Consider the following 22,217-nt stretch of genomic DNA (forward strand, 5'->3'; position numbering starts at 1 on the left):
AACTGTTGGTTATGGAAAAACGATATTTCAGAACAACAAAAAATCGGGTTAATTTCTTAACCCGATTTCTTTTATAAAAACTTAGCTAGACTAAGCTTATTTAGCTTGTGCATAACGTTCAGCTACTGCATCCCAATTGATGACATTGAAGATTTCTTCTAAGTATGCTGGGCGTTTGTTTTGGAATTTTAAGTAATAAGCATGTTCCCAAACATCAATACCTAAGATTGGAGTACCTTTAACTTCAGCAACGTCCATTAATGGGTTATCTTGATTAGGAGTTGAAGTAACTGCTAATTTACCATCTTCACCTACGATTAACCAAGACCATCCAGAACCAAAGCGAGTAGCTCCTGCTTCTTGAAGTTTCTTTTTCAATTCATCAAATGAACCGAAAGTATCATTGATTGCTTGTGCTAATTCACCAGTAAGTTCACCACCTGCATTCGGACCTAAGATTGTCCAAAACAATTTATGGTTGAAGTGACCACCACCGTTATTACGAACAGCAGCACTATATTTGCTTACGTTTTTCAATATATCTTCTAGGGAAGCATTCTCTGCTTCTGTACCTGCGATCGCTTTGTTCAAGTTATCTACATACGCTTGGTGGTGACGGTCATGGTGGATTTCCATGGTCAATGCATCAATATGTGGTTCTAATGCGTTGTTTGCGTAGGGTAACGCTTCTAATTGAAATGCCATAATATTTTATTTTATGTTGTTTTTAATGATTGTACGAATATAACAAATTTAGAGGGCTAAAGTTTGGAGGAACTGCCATATTAAGGTAATATCACCTCTTATTTTTGAAAAATGAAGTCATCAATTCTTTGCATTGCTCTTCCAAAACGCCAGAAATTACGGTAGTCTTTGGGTGTAGTATTTTATCGTGAATTGTTGAATAGCCACGCTTAGGTTCTTTGGCGCCATATACGATTTTAGAAATCTGAGTCCAATAACTTGCTCCAGCACACATGACACATGGTTCAATGGTCACATATAATGTGCAATCTTTAAGGTATTTGCCACCAAGGAAATTTGCAGCAGCCGTAAAAGCCTGCATTTCTGCATGAGCAGTTACATCATTTAATTTCTCGGTAAGGTTGTAGCCCTTACCTATGATTTTCCCATTGGCTACAACGATTGCCCCGATTGGTATCTCATCTTCAGCTAGTGCTCGCTTAGCCAGCTTTAGAGCTTCCTGCATATATTGCTCATCAATGTTGGGTACAGCAGCTAATGGATCGTCTTCGAAATTATAAATCTTCATTATTTTAATTTTGAGCCATTTGGGACTTTTCTTTCAACTGATGTCAAAATAATATCTCCGTTTTCATCTTCAAATCCAGTTACTAGACACTCGGACATGAAATTGGCTATTTGTTTCTTTGGGAAGTTTACCACAGCAACAACTTGTCTACCGATAAGGACTTCTTTGGAATAGTGAACTGTGATTTGAGCTGAGGATTTTAGAATTCCAATTTCAGCTCCAAAATCAATGATCAATTGAAAGGCAGGTTTTCTAGCTTTTGGGAAATCTTCTACTTCTAATATAGTACCGACACGTAAATCTACCTGCTCAAAATCTGACCAAGAAATTAAATTAGTATCCATTATAAACGGTTGGAATCTAAGTCAACTAACTCTTTGGATAATGTGAAAATCACATAATCTTTACTACGGTGAAGGCGCTTTGCTAACCGGGTTAATAATTCCTCTTCTTGACCTTCCTGAAATTGCAAATCTTCATCTGATAACGTGTTATACTTACGTTTCAATTTGATTTTTAATATCTCCCAGTCTGAGGCTTGAATCTTAAAATTATACATGCTCATTTACGCTTATTTGATAAAATCTTATTACTTTAGTGATTGGAAATAGTAAATATATAAATTTTTAATATGAAAAAAATTATACTTGGATTTGCTGCTATGCTATTTTGTGTGCAGTTCAGTCAAGCTCAATTGTTACCGAGCTTAAAATTAGGTATCAAAGGTGCTTTGAATTTTTCCAGCCTTAAATCAGATGGCAAATGGTTGAACTCGGACACGAAGACTGGTTACCAGATTGGTGTTTGGGGTCGTGTAGGAGCTGCTGGCTTCCACGTACAACCGGAATTATATTATTCTCAGAAAAAAGCAGGATTTAAAGATGAAGATGGCGAGAATGGAGAAGCCGTATTAAAGAGTATGGACTTACCTATTTTATTAGGTACAAAGATTGGATTAGGGCCTTTGGGCGTTCGTATCCAAGCGGGTCCAGTATTCTCTTTTGCTCAAGATGGTAAAGTAGATTTTAAATCTGCTACAGACATTGACAATTACAAAAAATCATCTACTGGTATTATCGGCGGTATTGGAGCTGACATCAGAAACTTCACTGTTGACTTACGTTATGAGCACGGTTTGAGTAATATCAGCCAAAATAGCGACAGATCACAGAAAGTTAGTATGTGGTCAGTAGGTATTGGATATGCCTTCTTATAAAAGAAACTTAAAAGACAAAGTATTTGGCCTGATTTATTAAAATCAGGCCTTATTTTTTACATTGAAATTAGAACCATTCTAAATTAGGGCAATTTTGAACATATAATCGTGTTATGTGTCGTCAAATAGATAGATTTGCGAAACTAAATTAAATTCATAGTAATAATGAGTAAATCAAAGCCAGTATTAACATCTTCACTAGGGAAGAAACTAATCATGAGCTTGACAGGATTGTTCTTATGTACGTTCTTAATAGTTCACTTGATTGGTAACTTACAACTCTTTAAAGATGATGCGGGGTATGCGTTCAACAAATACGCATTTTTTATGACCCACTTTACCCCGATTAAAGTAGTTTCCTACCTACTTTATCTATCCATTATCGTTCATGCCGTATACGCATTGATCTTAACTACTAAGAATAAAGCTGCAAGACCAATTGGATACAACCAATACGACGGCAAAGCAAACAGCGCATGGAATTCTCGTAACATGGGGATTTTAGGGACGGTATTGTTAGTTTTCATTGTTACACACATGCAAAACTTCTGGTTCCAATACAAATTTGGTACTACACCTTACGTAGAATACCAAACGGAATTGGCTACAGGTGCTAGACAGATTAACAATCAAGACGCACTTCCAGCAGATTACACGGAGTATCGTGAGTATGTGGATGCAGGTTTCGAAGTTATTAAGACGAAAGACTTGTACAAGCAAGTAGAAGTAACTTTCCAAAATCCACTTTTGGTAGGACTTTATGTATTGGGTATGGCAGCATTGTCATTCCACTTGATCCACGGTTTCCAATCAGCGTTTCAGACGGTTGGTTTTAACCACAGACGTTACAATGGAATCATCAGAGCAATTGGTGTTTGGGTGTTTGGTATCATCATCCCTATCCTATTTGCGGCGATGCCATTGTATTTTTATTTTGTAAAATAGATTATTTAAAGGCCAAGTAAAAACGAGGTCTACTAAATAAATATAGAGAATATGTTAGATTCAAAAGTACCTGCAGGCCCATTGGCCGAAAAATGGTCAAAACATAAATTTGAGATGAAACTGGTTAACCCAGCCAACAAACGTAAGTTTACCATTATCGTTGTTGGAACTGGATTAGCGGGTGCATCTGCTGCGGCTTCATTAGCTGAATTAGGCTATAATGTAAAAACTTTCTGTTATCAAGATTCTCCAAGACGTGCTCACTCTATCGCAGCACAAGGAGGTATCAACGCCGCGAAAGATTATCAAAATGACGGTGACTCTGTTTTCCGTTTATTCTATGACACCATCAAAGGTGGTGACTACCGCGCTCGTGAAGCAAACGTATACCGTTTAGCGGAAGTTTCTGTAAATATTATTGACCAATGTGTGGCGCAAGGTGTTCCTTTCGCTCGTGAATATGGTGGTCTTTTAGATAACCGTTCTTTTGGTGGTGCGCAAGTATCCCGTACATTCTATGCACGTGGTCAAACAGGACAACAATTATTATTAGGTGCTTACTCGGCTTTAAACCGTCAAATTCAAAAAGGAAAAGTTAAATCTTATACTCGACATGAGATGTTGGATTTAGTGAAAATCGATGGTGAAGCTCGTGGTATCATTACCCGTGATTTAGTTACTGGTAAAGTAGAAGCACATGAAGGACATGCAGTATTGCTTTGTACAGGTGGTTATGGAAACGTATTTTTCTTGTCTACAAATGCAATGGGCTGTAATGTAACAGCTGCTTGGAGAGCTCACAAACGTGGTGCTTTCTTTGCGAATCCATGTTACACGCAGATCCACCCTACTTGTATTCCTGTAACTGGTGATCACCAGTCAAAATTAACCTTGATGTCTGAGTCATTACGTAATGACGGACGTGTATGGGTTCCTAAGACAATTGAGATGGCGGAGAAACTTCGTAAAGGAGAATTGAAGCCTAAAGATATTAAAGAGGATGATCGTGATTACTTCTTGGAAAGAAAATATCCTTCATTCGGTAACTTAGTTCCTCGTGACGTAGCATCACGTAATGCGAAGGAAATGGTTGACGAAGGACGTGGTGTTGGTAAATCGGGAGTAGCAGTATTCTTAGATTTCGCTGAAGCTATCCAACGTTTGGGTAAAGATGTGGTAGAAGCCAAATACGGTAACTTATTTGACATGTACTACCAGATCACTGATGAAAATCCTTATGAGCAGCCAATGCGTATCTACCCAGCGGTTCACTATACCATGGGTGGTGTATGGGTTGATTACAATTTAATGACTACAGTACCTGGTTTATACTGTTTAGGAGAAGCTAACTTCTCGGATCACGGTGCTAACCGTCTTGGTGCATCAGCATTAATGCAAGGACTTTCTGATGGTTACTTTGTAATTCCTTACACTGTGGGAGATTACTTAGCTAAGATTGGAAACTTCAATCCAGTAGACAAAAACAATCCTGCTTTTGAGCAAACACGTAAAGAAGTAGAAGAGCGTATCAATAAATTGTTAGCCCTTAAAGGAAGCAAAACAGTTGATGATATCCATAAGAAATTAGGACATATCATGTGGGAATACTGTGGTATGGCTCGTACTGCTGAAGGATTAACTAAAGCAAAAGGTTTAATCCAGGAATTGCGTAAAGAGTTTTGGTCTGATGCATGTGTATTAGGTGAGAACGAGGAGTTAAACATGTCTCTTGAAAAAGCAGGTCGTGTAGCTGATTTCTTGGAATTAGGAGAGCTAATGGTTGTTGATGCCTTAAACCGTAATGAATCGTGTGGTGGTCACTTCCGTTTAGAGTCACAGACTGAAGAAGGAGAAGCAAAACGTGATGACGAGCACTATGCTTATGTTTCAGCTTGGGAATATAAAGGTGATGAACAACCTGAGGTATTGCATAAAGAGGATTTAGTATTCGAAAACGTTAAGTTAACACAAAGAAGTTATAAATAAGCAATTGGCTTATGGGCCTTTTGTTACTCAATAGTATTATCATGAGTGGACATTTGAATTTAACGCTAAAAATTTGGCGTCAAAAAAACATAAACGACAAGGGTCAATTCGTAACTATCCAAGCTAAAGATATCGCTGATGATATGTCTTTCTTGGAAATGTTAGACGTGGTAAATGAAGATTTAACACGTAAAGGAGAGGATCCTATTTATTTCGACCACGACTGTCGTGAAGGTATTTGTGGTATGTGTTCCTTAGTGATCAACGGTCGTCCGCATGGTCCTAAATACGGAATCACAACTTGTCAGTTACACATGCGTTCATTCCACGATGGCCAGACCATCGTCATTGAACCTTGGCGTGCTGCAGCATTCCCAGTATTAAAAGATTTAGCTGTAGATAGAACATCATTTGACCGTATTCAACAAGCGGGTGGATATGTCAATGTGAATACAGGTGGCCCTCAAGATGCCAACAACATCTTGATCCCTAAGCGTGTTGCTGATGAAGCATTCGAATCTGCAACTTGTATTGGTTGTGGAGCTTGTGTGGCAGCATGTAAAAATGCATCTGCTATGTTGTTCGTATCAGCTAAGATTTCTCAATTTGCTTTATTACCACAAGGACAGACCGAGCGTTATGAGCGTGCTCAAGCTATGGTTGACCAAATGGATGCTGAAGGATTTGGTAACTGTACCAACACTGGAGCATGTGAAGCTGAGTGTCCGAAAGGAATTAAACTTACTAACATCGCAAGAATGAATCGTGAATACTTCACTGCGAAATTCTTCCGTCAAGAAGATGTACACGCGTAGTTAAAAGTGTATTTCTTTTATAAAGTCCTCGCAATTATTGTTGCGAGGACTTTTTTATTATTTATATTTACTGTTCAGATAAAATGAAGAATGGGTAATAATATACGGTTTCTGCTGCTAATACTCACGGTCTCCTTTCTTGTAACGGCCATAACCATCAATAATATCGTCACAAAGGACGATATGTTGGAATTAGACACCAGAACCATTTCAAATAACCTCCACGATTATGAGGATAAGTTAGACGAGATCTTCGCAGACTCCGCTATCATGAAAGCATTTTCAAATGTGGAGCTCTATCCAAGTCAAGTCTTAGAGATAACTCAAAAGCAAGTCGACAAAAACAGACTTTACTTCTACATCTACAAAGACAACCAACCTATCTTTTGGAGTAATAACACCTATGTCCCCGTCAATCTAGATGGTCTAAAAACCGATGTAAATTTTCATAAATCGGATAACCGATATTATGTCCTTAAGCGAAAGGTCCTAAACAATCGGACAACTGTCATCGCGCTAATACCCGTTATTACCAATTTCCCATTCAACAACGAGTATCTAGTTAATATCTTCTCCAGTAAGCTCATCAAGACAGATAATTTAACAATTGCCGAGTACAATGACTCTGGAACTGTTAAGAACATTTACAGCAAGGATGGCTCTTACTTGTTCTCAGTCAAACTAAAAGAAGGTAAGCAGGATAACGTGTACATGAATATTCAATTCATGTGTTGGATTTTCGCATCTATATTCTTCATCATCTTAGTCAATAACATCTGTTTAATGGTCGCAAAGGATGGTCGGCCTTGGTTCTCCATTCTATTTTTTGCTGTTATATTGGCACTAACACGATATGTCGATTTAAACACGAACTGGTTGAGTTCCAAATCCAGCTTAGGACTATTCGACCCTAAATATTATGCTTATAGCCCCATACTACCAAATCTTTGGTCTTTCTTTATGACCACTATTTCTGTAGTTTGGTTAGTATTTTATATTCGTTCCATTCAGCAATACCTTAAAATACCGCTAAAAAAACTCAACTACCCGGCTATAAACATTATTGCATTAATTGGAATTCTGAGTATTTACATCATCAGTAATCTCTTGTTTTTTCACTTATCGACTTTAATTACCAATAGCTCAGCAGTCGGACTTGATTTAACGAATCTTTTGTCGTTTACATCATATAGCTGGTTGAACATATTGATCATCTGTATCAATATGGTAATTTTATTGTATTTTATTGATTCCATAGTTGGAATACTGAAATCCATACTCCCAAATACGACATCCTTCCTTAACATACAATTGATCGCTCTAGTATCTGCCATCATATTAAATGCATTGATTATTGGAGACAATACCTTTTTCAACATATTCTTAGCAGCTGTTATCATGCTAAGGGCCTATAGTAAGGTTAGGGTGAGTCTGACCATGTCCACCTTTATTTTGACTTTGGTGTTCCTTGCATTTATGACCACCTCGGTCTATATGCGTAGCATACATAACAAGGTAGAGCGTGAAATGAAGATTACCCTGAATCAATTGGAGGCTGAGGATGATTTGAATGCCACAGCTCTTTTTGTGGATATGGAAAACCGCATTCTTAATGATGAACAGTTGAAGAAATCCTTCTCTTACATGTTCCAACGAAATCAGACGGATCACATCAACACCAATTCCATTAACAATTATATCAAAGCGAATTACTTTAGTGGATACCTCTCCAAATTTGAGTTCAATGGATATTACTATTTCAATGGACAAGCCTTAGGTATTTATCCAAATGATAAAATTGAAGAATACAGGGAAAAGGTAATTAACAAATCAACCAAAGTACCACAGACGGAGCATTTCTATAGATTACGTTCAGAGCTTGGCACACACGAATACTTCCTACAATTCGACATTCCATTAGAGGGAGAAGAAGATAAGGTCGTACAGGTCTTCCTAAACCTTAAAAACAGAGCATTCGGTACAGCCTTGCCTTATCCGGAAATTCTAGTGGATAGTAAGATTGAATTCATCCGAAATTACCATATCAATGCATCAAGCTTTGCCCTGTACCGCGATGAAAACCTATTAACGCAAAATGGCTCATTCACATACCCGAATAAGGATAAGCAATTCGGTGGAAAGATACAGCAGTATATCAATGTAGAAGACTTCAATGGTTATTTTCATGTAGTTTACAAACCAGATGAGCATTCTACTTTAGTGGTGAGTACCCCTCGTCTTACATTCTGGCAATCCGTAGCGATATTCTCCTTCTTGTTTTTATCACTATACATCTTCTTCTTGATATTTAATGCAATCCGTTATGTGATCATGACAGTTGCGCAGAAGTCTTTTAACGTCTCCAGCATTAAATACCATTTCAAGATTATCATTAACAGAATTCAGTACAGTACCAGGATTCAAACCATGATTGTAGGTGTTGTAATATTTGCCGTTGTGGTATCGGGATTGATATCCTTCATCAGTATTAACCAACAATTTGAAAAGTCTAAGGTACAGCAAAGACAGAATTACATCCTCGATGTTGTTAAAAAGATCGAGAATAGGCTTCAGACCTCCCCTATTGACTCCGAATCTCAAATCCGGGAGATTGTAAGCCAGCTATCGGAAACGACCGTAACGGACTTTAATCTATATGATAAGAACGGAAAATTAAATTTTACAACACAGCCCCGTATCTATGATAGCAAGTTAGTATCGAAGTTTATCAACCCATTAGCCTTCAATGCCCTGAATGTTGTCAAGAAAACCGACGCTTACATCAATGAGCGAATTGTTCTTTTTAATTACAACTCTTCTTACGCAGCTATCAAGAACACGGATTTCAACACCTTAGTTTTTCTAAGCATCCCTTATTTTACCTCTCAGGAAGAGGAAAATGAGAGTCAGAACCTTTTATTGAACACCCTCCTAAACATTTACACCATCATTGTATTAGGTATGGGTTTCATTACGGTATTAGTTGCCAATTCGATCACCAAACCATTGAACCTTATCGGGCGCAAATTATCCGAGACCATGTTCAGCAACAAACCAAATGAGCCCTTATATTGGGAGCGTGATGATGAAATTGGCGCCTTAGTGAAGGAATACAATTTTATGATCGTTAAGCTGGAAGAAAATGCCAAGCAACTGAAGAGTACAGAGCGTGAGTATGCATGGCGTGAAATGGCTAAACAGATTGCTCATGAAATTAAGAATCCATTGACTCCAATGAAGCTGGGGATCCAAATGCTTTCCAGAAGTTACAGTGAAAATGACCCTCGATTTGAAGAACGATTCTATAAGTTCTCCAATTCTTTTATTGAGCAAATCAATAGTCTATCCAGGATTGCAACAGAATTCTCCAATTTTGCCAAATTGCCAGACACCAATCTCGCTAAGATTAACATCATTGAGAAGATTAATAAATCGGCAAATACTTTCCACAACAGTCAAAACACCTACATCAAGGTGATTAACAATACAGACAATGAAAAGGTATTTGTATTTGGTGACCGAGATCAACTCCTGCGTACCTTCAATAACTTAATCAAGAACTCCATCGAGGCATCCATTGGTCGCAAGAAACACCTGATCAGTATTATCCTAGAAAATGCTGAAGAAGGCAAAGTAAAGATTATTGTCAAGGACAATGGTATGGGTATTCCAGCAGACGTTATTCCAAAGATCTTCCAACCGAACTTCACCACAAAAAGTTCAGGGACAGGACTAGGTCTTGCATTCGTTAAAAAAACCGTAGAATCCATGTCTGGTGAGATAACATTCAGCACCTTCCAAGGAATCGGAACAACCTTTACCATCGTGCTTCCTCTCTATAAGGAGTCGGATATTATGGCTTGATGAGATGTGAACCCTGCGGAGCCCTAAGGGTAGTAGATAGTATTAAGTATTTAGTAATTAGACCTATTGGCGGGAAACAAGTTCGCTATTTACAACTCAGAGCGAAGCGAAGAGTCTCATTCCCCCCCCGCAAGATCGAGACATCGTGAGGCTAGCCGAACGAACTTCAAACTTTATAGCAAAGAATTTTATATAGATAAGTAAGCGGGCGATGCATGCATCGCTCCTACTAACAATCGTAAAATTACTTACGTCAATACCTCCAAATGTAGGGTCGAAGCATGCTTCGACCGCATAACAGCACAACAAAAATCACAAAAACCTTAAGATCCATTAATATCTAACAGCAGAGCGATCTCACATCTCATTTCTAACAGCGTAGCGGTCTCATATCTCACATCTAATCTCCACCCAACAAAAAAGGCCGATGTAAACATCGACCTTCTGTATCTGGTTAATCCCCTTTATATATCTTAAAAAAGAAATAAAAGGCAATATCTTTATTCTAATTCTCTTATTTCAACACAATTGAAGACCTACCCATTATAGCATTGTCTGCATACAACAATACCGTATAAGCGCCCTTTTGGAATTTATGTCCTTCATCGGACCAGGTCATTTGATATTCTTGACCGTTGTTCGAGAAGTTGATTGATTCTTTAAATGTATATTGAAGTTTTTCACCATGCACATAAAACAAATCCTCTGAATCAGCAATCAGATTGCCTTTTGGATTGATGATACGCACATAAATATCTTTTTTACCTACCGCAGCTAAAGGGTTATCTGCTAAGGTGAAGTTGATTTGCATTTTGTCGATTCGCTTAGCCTTAGTTTCCAATTCAACATCGCCACTTTTTTTCAATTCTACACCCGCAATATGAATATTAGATACTTTTAAGTTAGAGGCCTTACTAATCTTATCATTCAAGCTTCTACGCTCTGAATTCAAAGCCTCAACCTTATTATTGCTAGAATTAACTTCCTCCTTTAATTGACTATTGGTCTCAGCAAGCAGTTCATTCTTAATACGCAATCCAGTAATCTCATCCTTAATTTTTGCCACCTGATCTTTCAATCGTGCTACATCTTGCTTGGCTGCTTCTACGTCTTTGTCCGAAACCTCTCCTTTTTCTAAGCCTTTACGGAGTTCCTCAATCTTACCACGAGCATCTTGCTCAGCAGCATTTAATTCTTCAGTTGGCACTACATTTTGAGCCTTCAGGTTATCCAATTCTGCTTCTATACGGTCAATTTCTGTCTGTAAGTTCTCCTTCTGCAAAGTAACTGTATAAAGCTTCTCTCCCGAAGATTTAAACTTGACGTAGAAATATATGTTTGTCGCTAAAAGCGCGGCAATGGCTATAATGAAAAAGTAGATCTTTGAGTTATCTCGTTTACCTACCGGTTCATCTACTGATTTGGGACTGCCTACTTTATGTTCCTCAATCTTCATGATAATATAAACGTAACCTTTATGTTGATCCTCATAACATGATTATGAGGTCGCAACATTTTTTTAATAATAATTTAACTTAAGTAGCAAATACTGTTCCAACTTGCTGTTACTCAAAATAATTTAAGGTGTCAAAGCCTCCAGCCTTCAGGTATTCCTCCTTCTTCATCAGCTTTAGATCCGACAAAACCATTTCGTTTACCAGCATATCAAGGCTGTATTTAGGTTTCCAGCCTAATTTCTCATTAGCCTTCCTTGGATCTCCAATTAAAAGATCAACTTCGGTAGGTCTATAATATCTTGAATCAACTTTAACAACTGTTTGACCAAGTTTAATATTTTCAGGATTCAAACCTAGCTCTGCTAAGCGATCATCCTCACGATCTATAATCACTCCTTTTTCGGCTTCCCCTTTACCAGAAAACTCAATGACTATACCTAATTCAGCAAAGGCCAATCGAACAAAGTCACGAACAGTAGTGGTCACACCAGTCGCTATCACAAAATCTTCTGCTTTTTCCTGTTGAAGGATAAGCCACATAGCTTCGACATAATCCTTAGCATGTCCCCAATCGCGTTGTGCGGAAAGATTTCCTAAAAACAACTTATCTTGTAGTCCCAAAGCAATCTTTGCAGCAGCACGTGTAATCTTACGAGTAACAAAAGTCTCCCCTCTTACCGGGCTTTCATGATTAAATAAAATACCATTACAAGCATACATCGCATAAGCCTCTTTGTAGTTCACTGTTATCCAGTAAGCATACATTTTGGCTACCGCATAAGGGCTTCTAGGGTAAAATGGAGTAGTTTCACTTTGCGGAACTTGCTGTACCAAGCCATATAATTCTGACGTAGATGCTTGATAGATTCGTGTCTTTTCGATTAATCCCAACAGGCGAACAGCCTCCAAAATACGTAAAGTCCCTAAGCCATCGGCATTTGCAGTATACTCCGGTGTATCAAAACTTACCTTAACATGCGATTGTGCCGCCAGATTATAAATTTCATCAGGCTGCGTCTCTTGAATAATTCGAATAAGGTTTGTGGAGTCAGTTAAATCACCATAGTGGAGCACAAAGTTTCTACCTAGTTCATGGGGGTCTTGATAAAGGTGGTCAATGCGATCGGTATTAAAAGAAGAGCTTCTTCTTTTCAATCCATGCACGAGATAACCTTTTTTCAATAAAAATTCGGCTAAATAGGCACCGTCTTGACCTGTAATCCCTGTAATAAGAGCAACCTTTTGTACTTCTGAACTCATTGTTTGTGGTAATATCCGGATAATATAGCGCAAATTAACTGCAATCGATTGAGAATACAAAATAATAAAGCCGTAGTTTCTAGCTACGGCTTCAATTTTTTTACAATTTTAATTCAGATTAGTTCGCTACGCGGCTAAATTTGAACAATAAAGTACCTTGACCATTATCCAATGGTATTGGCATACGCATTTCAAGAGCAGACTCATCAGCATACGAAAGGTCTAAGCGGTATCCGCTAGTCACATTGGTAGCTTTGTCTCCAGCATATAACTTTTTGAATTGGAAAGATGGCTGTCCTCCAGTTTTACCTGGGTTAAAGATGGACCATACAATAGTACGTACTGCACCGTTGGCACAAAGGTTACCCTCAGCATTGAATGTAATGCTACCACGTTGGTTTCCACCTGGAAGATCCCATACAGAACCAATGAAACAATCCACCGGAGCCTCATCAAAAATATTCTTAATGGTGTAAGAACTTGGGATATTCTCTCTAGTAACAGAATTTAAAACCCATTTTCCTTTTACACCTGTACGCCACTGTGAAGCAGACGGACCTTGAGCAGAAGTTTCAGTTCCTGAACTTCCGCTAGTACCTCCCTTTTTAGGGGCACCACAACTTCCCAATATTAACACACAGGTTAACAGGGTTAAAAACGAAAAAATACGTTTATGCATATTACAAAGTTTAAAATAGTATATTAAATGTATATTAGTAAACAAAAATTGCCGCTAATTTTGATGAACAACACATCCAAAAATCATACCATAAGCAAAATCGTTGCCAAGGCGATCCTCCGATTTATACTTGTCATCCTTATCCTAGGAATCGCATTCACTTTCAGCAAAGATGCTAATTTACTGAACAAAATATCCCTATTTTTCCCACATAAATGGGCTATATTTGCGCCCATAACTTTATTTTTAATTTTTCTAGTGCTGATGGTCCTCATGCTCAGAGAGAAGTATAAAAAAACCGACATCAACTGGCTTTTCAGTCTCAGCGGTGCTTTTTTGCTCTTTTATTTAATCATGTTGTATTCCAGAATCTATCCAGTACTTTAATTTGACAAGCCCAATCCATGAACAAGAAAAAATTAATGGATATACTCAAAACCTTGCTGAAGGTAGCCATTACCGCAGGGGCAATCTATTGGGTAAGTGCAAAAATTACTCCTGAGCAACTCCAAGAACTTAAAGTAGGTATACTCAACAGTAACCCTTGGTACCTCTTGTTGGCTCTAATATTATATAGCTGTTCTATTTTAATGGCCTCATCTCGATTAAATTCTTTCTTTAAAGCGATTGGTATTAACCTCCCGGAACGATATAACCTCCGACTGTATCAATTAGGATTACTCTATAACTTCTTCCTTCCAGGTGGAATTGGTGGAGATGGCTATAAGATCTTTTTCCTAAAAAAGAATTTCAATATTTCACGCCGGAAGGTACTCGGAGCCGTATTCTTTGACCGATTAAGTGGTCTTTGGGCATTAGCGATGGTGATTGGCGCTTTGATAATTTTCATGCCTCGATTAGCAATCCCCAATTACTTGACGATTTCTGTACTTCTAATCGGCACACTGAGTTACCTCTATGTTTTACGCTTGTATTTTAAGGAGTTCTTACACAACTTCCTAACAACACATATTAAAGCCTTATTTGTACAAGGATTTCAGGCAGCAGCTGCTATCGCTATCCTATACTCCATAGGTTTTGATGGGAAATTCTCTCCCTACATATTCATATTTATGATTTCCTCCCTTACAGCAATTATTCCTTCTGTAGGTGGAGCAATTGGTGTTCGGGACAATGCCATGGTCGAGTTAGCGAAGTATCTTCAGTTAACCAAGGAAATATCCTTGACCATGTCCATTGTTTTCTACATCATTTCCCTAATTGTTGCTTCTAGCGGATTATATTACCTCTTCAGACCGCAACGCCTAGGAACCGATAAATTACCTTCGGCAAAAGAAGTCGAAGAAGAACTTGAAAAAGATTAATATGGCAAATATCATTATAACTGGTGCCAGCTCAGGTATTGGCTTTGAGGCGGTGCTAGATCTAACAGCAAATAAGAATAATACCGTCATCGCATTAGCACGTTCAGCGGATAAACTACGGAAGCTTCATGAAATCGCAAGTTCCCTAAACCATGATGGCGGAAAATTATATCCGGCACAATTTGATATCGTTTATGACGACTATCCAAACTCATTGGTGCCATTCATCCAATCAAAAATGGAGCATGTGGATATTCTGATTAATAATGCAGGGGCTTTAATCTATAAGCCATTCCTGGAATCCAGTACTGAGGATTTCGCACAAATGTTTCAATCGAATTTATTGGGTCATGTGAACATGATAAAACATGTAGCACCCTTAATGACGAAAGGCGGCCATATTGTTAACATCAGCAGTATGGGCGGCTTCCAAGGGTCTGCAAAGTTTCCAGGACTAGCAGCCTATTCCAGCAGTAAAGGCGCATTAGCAATTCTTACAGAGTGTTTAGCGGAAGAGTTTAAGGATAAAAATATTCAAGTGAATTGTTTAGCATTAGGCTCATCTCAAACCGAAATGTTTGAAGCCGCTTTTCCTGACTTACAAGCAGGGACATTAGCATTCGAAATGGGAAGGTATGTAGCAGAATTTGCACAAAATGCCAATAAATTCTATAACGGTAAAGTGTTGCCCGTAGCTAATACTACGCCATAAACCAAAAGGATTTTAAATAAAAAATTATTCAATAAGGCTCTTCTTATTCAGTTAAAAAGCTTAAAAGAACGCTATTTCTTTTTTAGGTTTCAACTTTCGTGGAAACAATTTTCCTGTTGTTAAAAGAGGTTTTTTTAAGAACCTTTAATTGTCACCCTGTAAGATTAAATCTCCTTTTGAAAACAATTAAGATGAAGTTTCACTCCAACCACTCTCCCTAAACCTTATGTTATACATTGGCACAGAAATTGAACAAAAGGATATAAAATTAGCCTAGTGTGAAAAACAGAAAGCCAACAAATCAACAATAAAAAAATAATAACATAAGAATTTGTTCAATGATCTAGAAAAATGCGAACTGCAGTTTTCTGATTATTCTTTAGCAAATTCAGGGGCATGTATTTGCCCTATTATCATGTAATACATTCACCCTATCAAATACCTTTGAAAAACGAAACGGCTTCTCCTTTTGGAGAGCCGTTTCTTATTTTTTATACCTTAAAATGCTTTAATCCCAATTGGCCTATAGTTTTTTAATCCAATTACTGATATCCGACAATAATGTTGGATCCAGAGTAACCGGAATCTCTGGGTATTCTGCTACAGCACCGGTTTTTGCTGGTTGAAATAAGTGGTTATCCTCTGGATAGATCTTTATAACCGATTTACTATTCTTAGGCAGGTTATCTGTTAAGCTTTCAGCATTTTCTGGCGCCGTAACCTGAATATCTTTTCCACCAAAAGCAGCATATACTGGGATCTTTATTTTACGAATAAAAGGCACCGGATCGATCTTTAAGAAATAACGATACCAAGGTGTAATAAGCACACCGATTTGATCAGCAAACTCCGGAGTCTGAGAACCCGGAATATCTTTCAAGTTGGCCATAATTTCTGCAAAAGCTTTTTCAGTTGACATATCACTCTTGGCAATCTTATAATTCCGCTTAATCCGTTGGATTTCTTGTTGACTGACCTTTTGATTAACTGACTTGGCAACTGCCTCATTTTGTAGAATCATTAGTGAATCGATTTTCAACGCTGGACCAGCTAAGGAAACGATAAAGTCCAATCCTGCCACACGTTGTCCGGCCAATAACAGGGAAATTAATCCTCCTTCGCTATGACCAATTATTCCGACTTTCTTTGGGTCAACATTTGCCTGTTTGCGAAGGTATTTCAGCCCCGCTAAGGCATCCTTGCTCAAATCACCAGTTGTAGCCAATTTATAATCGCCCGTCGACTCACCAATTCCTCGATCATCATAGCGCAATACTACTATTCCTTGACGAGTTAAGTAATCCGCCAACACCTTAAATGGTTCATGACCATAGAAACTAGAATTCCGATCAGAAGGGCCTGAACCTGATATTAAAATAACCGCCGGATAACGACCTTTTTCTTTTGGACTGGTCAATGTACCAGACAAGGTTACCTTATCCACTGTGTTTTCAAAATTAACATTTAAGGCATCATATGGATAAGGAGCATTCACCGTTTGTGTTCTTACGAGTTCTATTGACTTCACAGCATTGCTTGCGGTCTGTCTAACCATTTTCATTGGGGCATTTAATCCTCCTTGCTTAATTTGACCGTCGATAAAGCTTTTATCGGCACTCAATTTCCCAGCATACGATAGGCCTATTGGATCTACCGTTATATAAATGGAGTCGGCAGATGCTTTAATTTTGGATATGGGCATCTTAGCATTAGACTGCTTTGGACTCTGCATGTTGCCTGTCCATCCCCCATCATATTTCAAATTGAATACCAAGGGCAGCTCCATACCCTGAATGGTTAAACTTCCTTGCCAAGTTCCTTCAAAAGACTGAGCAAAGCCAACACTGCATCCAAACAGTGTAAATAAAAACAGTAAATATTTCTTCATTTCTATCCTAAATAAGGTCTTACGATCCATAATATTATATCCAGTAAAAGCGTAAATACGATAATAAATACCGCATGATAGCCTTTCTTTGAATTCATGGCAATTTTCATACCTTGAATTAAGAGCACAAAAAAGTAAAAGATAAAAACCAAGGCTAAAATCCCCAATATGGTCATCCAAACAAACTGATTGACTTGAATTTCGTTCAGTGTGAAATCGCCCTTAAGAATGATGGGAATCAAGTCTTTTTGCGCTGCTTGTTGCGCCGGGTTAAACAATAACAGCCCATTAATAAGCAAACAGAGCTGACTGATTAACACCACCGTCAATACATCGATATAGCGTGTTTTGCTGTAAACTAATCGTGCTAGCAAGAATAACAGCACACTTAAGCTTAAACTATTGATCGCATTATTGATAAGGACTTGCCATAGTACTCTTGGTTTACTACTGTGCATCTGTATAATGCCATCAGAAATAAAATCCCATTGACTCCCCAATAGACTTAAGCCTAAATACCCCAGGATGCCCACAACCAATAAAGCATTACTGGTATTGTTTTCAAAGGGATAAAAAATTCGCTTCCAGAGCTTAGCTTTCATTTTCAATTGGTAAATAATGGTTTATAATTCGTTGTATTTCTTCTGGATGTTGCGTCCCTATCAAAAGGAATTTCCCGGACATCAAGGCTATCTTCATACCGTATTTCCCCTTTGCTGTAATGGCAGTTCCCGATTTTCCCATACGGTATCCCCAACCACCGTAATCAAATAGTCCATAGGTCTCCAATCGTGCATACTGAATCTCTTTCCAACTAATCCGCTTATTCCAAACCAATGGAATAAAATTGATGTAAATACCTTCTTCATCATATCGTGTAGTTAGATTCATCAAAAATAAAAGACCAAATACCACAAATAAGATATAAAAACCCGGATCTTTCCAAATGCTTTCTAAATCATTTATATGCGGATAAATAATGCTCCCAAATACCACAGCCATGATGATTAATATCCAGGGGCTGATCATATTTTGCTTTTCTTCGAAACGCATAACTTATACTTGTAAACTTTTAACTTTTTCGATTAATTCATCAAGCTTATTCCGTACTGTAGGATAGCTTTTCCCCATTTTATTTGCCATCTCCTTTAGACTCCCGGAATCCAATAAAAATTGAAGAATAAAATCTTGTTCATCGGCATCCAACTGCATGAACAAGGGTAAGGCAAAACGTCCTGTAACTTCAGTTTGACAGCTCTCGCAATGTAGCTTAACAACGGTCATTTCCTGATTACAGGCTGGACAATGCAATGGAAACTTCATTTTATAAATATATTTTTTAATAAATTTAAACATCATTTTAATAATATTCAAATTTTAATCAATATTATTTCATCAATTGAGACACATTGAATTCATATAACCTCTTCATGCTAAGAAAATCTTGTTTTCCAAAAAATCTCTTCCTCTTAACTTTGTGATTCCTTTACCAAGCTTTAATTGAAAAAAGATTGTCTTCCTAATTTCATTTAACAGAAACTCGGAAATGAACTGATATTGCTCCGTGAATCAGACGGAATTTCTAGGGATCTGACAAGGATCTCCTTCGGATCTCGTTCGGTCGGAACCGAACGAGATCCGAAGGAGATCCGAACAAGTTCCGAAGGAGATCCGTTAGAGTAGCGAATAAAACCCCTTGAAATAGTATTTAGTACAAAGTATATAGTATAAGGACCCAAGTCTTAAAAAACCTAAAAATTTACTATCTTCAAGATGCAAATTTTACCCATGCGAAGGTGGATAAAAGTGGTTTTGTTTCAGGATCTAATTGATTACTTTGTATATGGAAACAAAAAATTCCCAACCGTTTTCAAATATGTATATTTGCACAATTTTAATTGAACATGAGAAAAGTACTTGGATATTTCCTAACCCCTATATTTTACCTTTGTTTTGGCTTATCGCTTATCATTTTTCATCCCATTCAATGGTTATGCTTGAAATTGGGTGGATATTCAGCGCATAAAAAAAGTGTGGATATTCTAAATGGCTTATTGGTGGCTTGTAACTATACCTTATTCAATCGTACGCAATTCATCGACAACAAAAACTTACCCTTGGGAAGACCTATTGTTTTTGTTGCGAATCACCAAAGTACGTATGATATCCCGCCGATGATTTACTTTTTGAGAAGATTTCATGCTAAGTTCATAAGTAAAGTTGAATTGTTGACTGCTGGTATTCCGAGTATCTCTTTCAACCTGAAACATGGTGGAGCGGCAAATATTGATCGTAAAGATCCGAAACAATCTATTGCAGAGATTTTGAAATTGGCCAATAACATGAAGCAGCATAATTGGTCAGCTTTTATTTTTCCTGAAGGAACGAGGACCAAGACTGGTAAAATGAAATCTTTTTCGGTAGGAGGAATTGCTACCTTGTTAAAGAAAAACCCTAATGCTTTAGTGGTTCCCGTAGCTATTAATGGCTCCTATAAAATGGTCGAATATGGTTCCTTTCCTTTGAGGCCATTTACGCATATGACCTGGGAAGTGTTGGATCCAATCGATATACAAGGGTTAAATCCAGAGGAAATCGTGAAAAAGGCAGAAGACGCTATTCGATTACGAGTGAAAGAAGAAAATTAGATCAACTATTTCACCGTTCTACCTTTCCAATCATATTTTCCTATATTTCCAATTATGCCGATATAAACCAAATATATTGGGTGGATTATAGTCAATAATGGTAGGTTGAACAGTAATTCTCTACGGTTTGCAAATTTCATCACAGGATATAAAAACACCAGTTCGATTAGGAACTTAAAGAGAAGTGATAAAAGGACAAGGGTTCTTCCGTCCTCACCTTGCATTCCAAACAACAGGAGACTTAACAAAAAAGCCAGGTTAAAAAGCCAGATCGCAATTCCTAAAACCACCACTTTCTTATCCTTATACTTGGTACTTTTAGAGGCCCAACGTTTTCGCTGACTAAGGAAGGACTTTAAATTTTCCTTTGCTTCCGTATAAACGATAGCTGCTTTAGATTTACAAAAACCGATAATATGCGGCTTGGATTCTGCTACCTTATGTAGCAAGAGCTCATCATCTCCAGAAGCCAAATCATCTATTCCCTTAAAACCACCCATTTCTAGAAACAAGTCCTTTCTATAGGCAAGGTTAGCTCCATTACATGTTGTTGGGTTGCCATTACCTATACCTGCGGCTCCTAAGCCAATCAGGTAAAGAAATTCTAAGGTTTGCAAGCGTTCAAAATAGGACTTTTCCTCATGGTAGCAGACAGGTGAGGAAAGCATATCCTTTCCCTGCGTTTCCATGCATTCTATGATGGTACTGATCCATTGTGGACCCATTCTACAGTCTGCATCCGTGGTAATAATGATATCTCCCTTTGAGGCAACAATAGCTTTGTTGATGGCAAATTTCTTATAGGAATTCAGCTTATTCCCTTCATTCAAGGTGATGAGGTCAACACCGCGATTAGCATAGCCACGAACGATATTTCCAGTTAGATCATTGGAATGATCATCAACCACGATGATCTCCAGCAGGTCTTTAGGGTAATCTTGTGCCATTAAGCAATCTAAGGTTCTACCTATATTTTCCTCTTCATTTCGAGCCGCAATTATCACCGTAACCTTGCTGTTGAAGGTTATTGGTTTAAGATGAAAATAAGGAATTTTCATCCATCCATTACGCATATAAAGTACCAAAACCACGTAGACCATGGTCATGATAAATAAAAAATAACTAAGATTTATTATCACCAATGTAATTCACATTTAAGACAAAAAAAGCACCGATAATGGCGGGAAAGATCAAGTTTACAAACCAAACAAAGGATACAATTGCCATGACCGCGATTTCTTGGGTTGTAATATACGCATACAAATTACTTGCTACAAAACTACGGACACTAAAATCAAAAATATCCAGAGTTGGAAGAGCAGATTGGACAAAAAACATGATAAAGATCATAAGAACCATGGATACCAAAGGCAAGTCTGGCAAAATGATCAACATGAGAATGATGTATTGGGAAGTAAATATGGCAAACCGGAAAGCGGATAACCCTAAAACATAGGCTAACTCTTTCGTTGTGTAATCTTCCAAGACAGCGAAAAAGGGTTTGATCTTCTTGAGGAATCTAACCTTACCTACGAGGTAATCAATCCAAGAAACATTGAAATACAGGATGACAAATGCTAGCGCATAAATAATGGCTAGAATCCAGATTCCAAAATCTACCGAAGCAGGTACATCGATAAAAGTAGTGACAAACCAGGCTATACTTAATGCTCCAAAAACGGAGGTAAGAACCAATTGACCGAATAAGCCCACACCCATGGATACTGCACCTACTGCTCTATTTTCAGGTTTAAGCAACATGATCCGTCCGCCATACTCCCCTATTCGGTTTGGGGTAAAGATAGCCCATGTTAATCCACAAAATACCGATTTAGTGGCTTTCCAGACACTTAACTTTTCAATTTTACGAATCAAATATTGCCATTTTACAACTTCTAAAAACCAATTAAAAAACATCAAAAGGACCACCACTACAATAATAATACGCATGGTCGTTGGATCGATTTTATTAATCAATTGCTGAAATTCGTGTAAACTTTTTTGATTGCTAACCTTAGATATGACAAACCACATGGCAAGTGCCACGATGGCCAATTTTATCAGAATATTGAGATATTTACGCTGAGTCTTTGTCAATTTGGAATTAGAAAGCACAATTTTAGTGAATTTTTAATTAATAACTGTTTTT

General features: G+C 37.8%; 21 protein-coding genes. 8 read left to right on the plus strand and 13 right to left on the minus strand.

Going from position 1 to position 22,217, the window contains the following annotated elements; translation table 11 throughout:
- Positions 1-96: 96 nt before the first annotated feature.
- From ABD676_RS12435 to ABD676_RS12450, 4 genes are all read right to left on the minus strand, one after another.
- Complete coding sequence (locus tag ABD676_RS12435) at positions 97-705, minus strand: superoxide dismutase (protein WP_344675017.1); 609 nt, start codon at positions 703-705, stop codon at positions 97-99.
- A gap of 91 nt (positions 706-796) precedes the next feature.
- Positions 797-1,273 (minus strand): nucleoside deaminase, encoded by a 477-nt coding sequence (locus ABD676_RS12440; protein ID WP_344675018.1) that lies wholly within the window; start codon positions 1,271-1,273, stop codon positions 797-799.
- Positions 1,273-1,617 (minus strand): tRNA-binding protein, encoded by a 345-nt coding sequence (locus tag ABD676_RS12445; RefSeq protein WP_344675019.1) that lies wholly within the window; start codon positions 1,615-1,617, stop codon positions 1,273-1,275. The genes ABD676_RS12440 and ABD676_RS12445 overlap by 1 nt, the downstream gene beginning before the upstream one ends.
- Positions 1,617-1,832: a hypothetical protein gene (locus tag ABD676_RS12450; RefSeq protein ID WP_344675020.1), complete on the minus strand. Its 216-nt coding sequence runs from the start codon at positions 1,830-1,832 to the stop codon at positions 1,617-1,619. The genes ABD676_RS12445 and ABD676_RS12450 overlap by 1 nt, the downstream gene beginning before the upstream one ends.
- 72 nt (positions 1,833-1,904) lie before the next feature.
- On the opposite strand from ABD676_RS12450, the gene ABD676_RS12455 reads away from it, so the two are divergent.
- From ABD676_RS12455 to ABD676_RS12475, 5 genes are all read left to right on the plus strand, one after another.
- Positions 1,905-2,489, plus strand: a complete 585-nt coding sequence (locus ABD676_RS12455; protein ID WP_344675021.1) for a porin family protein — start codon at positions 1,905-1,907, stop codon at positions 2,487-2,489.
- 165 nt (positions 2,490-2,654) lie between these two features.
- Complete coding sequence (locus ABD676_RS12460) at positions 2,655-3,434, plus strand: succinate dehydrogenase cytochrome b subunit (RefSeq protein WP_344675022.1); 780 nt, start codon at positions 2,655-2,657, stop codon at positions 3,432-3,434.
- Positions 3,435-3,485: 51 nt separating this feature from the next.
- Complete coding sequence (locus ABD676_RS12465) at positions 3,486-5,420, plus strand: fumarate reductase/succinate dehydrogenase flavoprotein subunit (RefSeq protein ID WP_344675023.1); 1,935 nt, start codon at positions 3,486-3,488, stop codon at positions 5,418-5,420.
- 41 nt (positions 5,421-5,461) lie between these two features.
- Positions 5,462-6,235 (plus strand): succinate dehydrogenase/fumarate reductase iron-sulfur subunit, encoded by a 774-nt coding sequence (locus ABD676_RS12470; protein ID WP_344675151.1) that lies wholly within the window; start codon positions 5,462-5,464, stop codon positions 6,233-6,235.
- A 90-nt stretch (positions 6,236-6,325) separates the two neighbouring features.
- On the plus strand, positions 6,326-10,099 hold the full coding sequence (locus ABD676_RS12475; RefSeq protein ID WP_344675024.1) for an ATP-binding protein: 3,774 nt from the start codon (positions 6,326-6,328) through the stop codon (positions 10,097-10,099).
- Positions 10,100-10,613: 514 nt separating this feature from the next.
- On the opposite strand, the gene ABD676_RS12480 is transcribed toward ABD676_RS12475, so the two are convergent.
- From ABD676_RS12480 to ABD676_RS12490, 3 genes are all read right to left on the minus strand, one after another.
- A complete protein-coding gene (locus ABD676_RS12480) occupies positions 10,614-11,555 on the minus strand; it encodes a hypothetical protein (protein ID WP_344675025.1) in 942 nt (313 codons plus the stop codon).
- 109 nt (positions 11,556-11,664) lie between these two features.
- A complete protein-coding gene (gmd, locus tag ABD676_RS12485) occupies positions 11,665-12,816 on the minus strand; it encodes a GDP-mannose 4,6-dehydratase (protein WP_344675026.1) in 1,152 nt (383 codons plus the stop codon).
- Between the two features lie 118 nt (positions 12,817-12,934).
- Complete coding sequence (locus tag ABD676_RS12490; protein ID WP_344675027.1) at positions 12,935-13,495, minus strand: hypothetical protein; 561 nt, start codon at positions 13,493-13,495, stop codon at positions 12,935-12,937.
- Positions 13,496-13,899: 404 nt separating this feature from the next.
- Here ABD676_RS12490 and ABD676_RS12495 point away from each other — a divergent pair, with 404 nt between their 5' ends.
- The gene (locus ABD676_RS12495) at positions 13,900-14,820 is read left to right on the plus strand and encodes a lysylphosphatidylglycerol synthase transmembrane domain-containing protein (protein WP_344675028.1); all 921 of its coding nucleotides are present in this window, start codon (positions 13,900-13,902) and stop codon (positions 14,818-14,820) included.
- Between the two features lies 1 nt (position 14,821).
- Entirely contained in the window at positions 14,822-15,532 is a 711-nt protein-coding gene (locus ABD676_RS12500) for an SDR family NAD(P)-dependent oxidoreductase (protein ID WP_344675029.1), read from the plus strand.
- Between the two features lie 523 nt (positions 15,533-16,055).
- Here the strand turns inward: ABD676_RS12500 and ABD676_RS12505 are convergent.
- From ABD676_RS12505 to ABD676_RS12520, 4 genes are read right to left on the minus strand one after another with little or no spacing between them, the layout of a single operon-like run.
- Complete coding sequence (locus tag ABD676_RS12505; protein WP_344675030.1) at positions 16,056-17,420, minus strand: alpha/beta hydrolase family protein; 1,365 nt, start codon at positions 17,418-17,420, stop codon at positions 16,056-16,058.
- A gap of 2 nt (positions 17,421-17,422) precedes the next feature.
- Positions 17,423-18,022, minus strand: coding sequence for a hypothetical protein (locus tag ABD676_RS12510; protein WP_344675031.1), 600 nt, complete (start codon positions 18,020-18,022; stop codon positions 17,423-17,425).
- Complete coding sequence (locus ABD676_RS12515; RefSeq protein WP_344675032.1) at positions 18,012-18,473, minus strand: hypothetical protein; 462 nt, start codon at positions 18,471-18,473, stop codon at positions 18,012-18,014. The genes ABD676_RS12510 and ABD676_RS12515 overlap by 11 nt, the downstream gene beginning before the upstream one ends.
- Before the next feature lie 3 nt (positions 18,474-18,476).
- Positions 18,477-18,743: a DUF2089 family protein gene (locus ABD676_RS12520; protein ID WP_344675033.1), complete on the minus strand. Its 267-nt coding sequence runs from the start codon at positions 18,741-18,743 to the stop codon at positions 18,477-18,479.
- 581 nt (positions 18,744-19,324) lie between these two features.
- Between ABD676_RS12520 and ABD676_RS12525 the strand changes: the two genes are divergently transcribed.
- Complete coding sequence (locus ABD676_RS12525) at positions 19,325-20,068, plus strand: lysophospholipid acyltransferase family protein (protein WP_344675034.1); 744 nt, start codon at positions 19,325-19,327, stop codon at positions 20,066-20,068.
- A gap of 5 nt (positions 20,069-20,073) precedes the next feature.
- On the opposite strand, the gene ABD676_RS12530 is transcribed toward ABD676_RS12525, so the two are convergent.
- Together ABD676_RS12530 and ABD676_RS12535 are read right to left on the minus strand one after the other, a co-directional pair.
- Positions 20,074-21,174, minus strand: coding sequence for a glycosyltransferase family 2 protein (locus tag ABD676_RS12530; RefSeq protein WP_344675035.1), 1,101 nt, complete (start codon positions 21,172-21,174; stop codon positions 20,074-20,076).
- Positions 21,175-21,190: 16 nt separating this feature from the next.
- Positions 21,191-22,165, minus strand: a complete 975-nt coding sequence (locus tag ABD676_RS12535; protein ID WP_344675036.1) for a lysylphosphatidylglycerol synthase domain-containing protein — start codon at positions 22,163-22,165, stop codon at positions 21,191-21,193.
- Positions 22,166-22,217 lie beyond the last annotated feature (52 nt).

Source organism: Sphingobacterium kyonggiense, assembly GCF_039536825.1.
Lineage (GTDB): Bacteria > Bacteroidota > Bacteroidia > Sphingobacteriales > Sphingobacteriaceae > Sphingobacterium > Sphingobacterium kyonggiense.

What these genes read in the sequence shown, in the direction of transcription:
- ABD676_RS12460 (WP_344675022.1), top strand. Translation starts at nt 2,655, where the DNA reads ATGAGTAAATCAAAGCCAGTATTAACATCTTCACTAGGGAAGAAACTA.
- ABD676_RS12525 (WP_344675034.1), top strand. Translation starts at nt 19,325, where the DNA reads ATGAGAAAAGTACTTGGATATTTCCTAACCCCTATATTTTACCTTTGT.
- ABD676_RS12515 (WP_344675032.1), bottom strand. Translation starts at nt 18,473, where the DNA reads ATGCGTTTCGAAGAAAAGCAAAATATGATCAGCCCCTGGATATTAATC.
- ABD676_RS12495 (WP_344675028.1), top strand. Translation starts at nt 13,900, where the DNA reads ATGAACAAGAAAAAATTAATGGATATACTCAAAACCTTGCTGAAGGTA.
- ABD676_RS12480 (WP_344675025.1), bottom strand. Translation starts at nt 11,555, where the DNA reads ATGAAGATTGAGGAACATAAAGTAGGCAGTCCCAAATCAGTAGATGAA.
- ABD676_RS12455 (WP_344675021.1), top strand. Translation starts at nt 1,905, where the DNA reads ATGAAAAAAATTATACTTGGATTTGCTGCTATGCTATTTTGTGTGCAG.
- ABD676_RS12445 (WP_344675019.1), bottom strand. Translation starts at nt 1,617, where the DNA reads ATGGATACTAATTTAATTTCTTGGTCAGATTTTGAGCAGGTAGATTTA.
- gmd (WP_344675026.1), bottom strand. Translation starts at nt 12,816, where the DNA reads ATGAGTTCAGAAGTACAAAAGGTTGCTCTTATTACAGGGATTACAGGT.
- ABD676_RS12470 (WP_344675151.1), top strand. Translation starts at nt 5,462, where the DNA reads ATGAGTGGACATTTGAATTTAACGCTAAAAATTTGGCGTCAAAAAAAC.
- ABD676_RS12520 (WP_344675033.1), bottom strand. Translation starts at nt 18,743, where the DNA reads ATGAAGTTTCCATTGCATTGTCCAGCCTGTAATCAGGAAATGACCGTT.
- ABD676_RS12530 (WP_344675035.1), bottom strand. Translation starts at nt 21,174, where the DNA reads ATGACCATGGTCTACGTGGTTTTGGTACTTTATATGCGTAATGGATGG.
- ABD676_RS12450 (WP_344675020.1), bottom strand. Translation starts at nt 1,832, where the DNA reads ATGTATAATTTTAAGATTCAAGCCTCAGACTGGGAGATATTAAAAATC.
- ABD676_RS12490 (WP_344675027.1), bottom strand. Translation starts at nt 13,495, where the DNA reads ATGCATAAACGTATTTTTTCGTTTTTAACCCTGTTAACCTGTGTGTTA.
- ABD676_RS12465 (WP_344675023.1), top strand. Translation starts at nt 3,486, where the DNA reads ATGTTAGATTCAAAAGTACCTGCAGGCCCATTGGCCGAAAAATGGTCA.
- ABD676_RS12510 (WP_344675031.1), bottom strand. Translation starts at nt 18,022, where the DNA reads ATGAAAGCTAAGCTCTGGAAGCGAATTTTTTATCCCTTTGAAAACAAT.
- ABD676_RS12440 (WP_344675018.1), bottom strand. Translation starts at nt 1,273, where the DNA reads ATGAAGATTTATAATTTCGAAGACGATCCATTAGCTGCTGTACCCAAC.
- ABD676_RS12435 (WP_344675017.1), bottom strand. Translation starts at nt 705, where the DNA reads ATGGCATTTCAATTAGAAGCGTTACCCTACGCAAACAACGCATTAGAA.
- ABD676_RS12500 (WP_344675029.1), top strand. Translation starts at nt 14,822, where the DNA reads ATGGCAAATATCATTATAACTGGTGCCAGCTCAGGTATTGGCTTTGAG.
- ABD676_RS12505 (WP_344675030.1), bottom strand. Translation starts at nt 17,420, where the DNA reads ATGAAGAAATATTTACTGTTTTTATTTACACTGTTTGGATGCAGTGTT.
- ABD676_RS12475 (WP_344675024.1), top strand. Translation starts at nt 6,326, where the DNA reads ATGGGTAATAATATACGGTTTCTGCTGCTAATACTCACGGTCTCCTTT.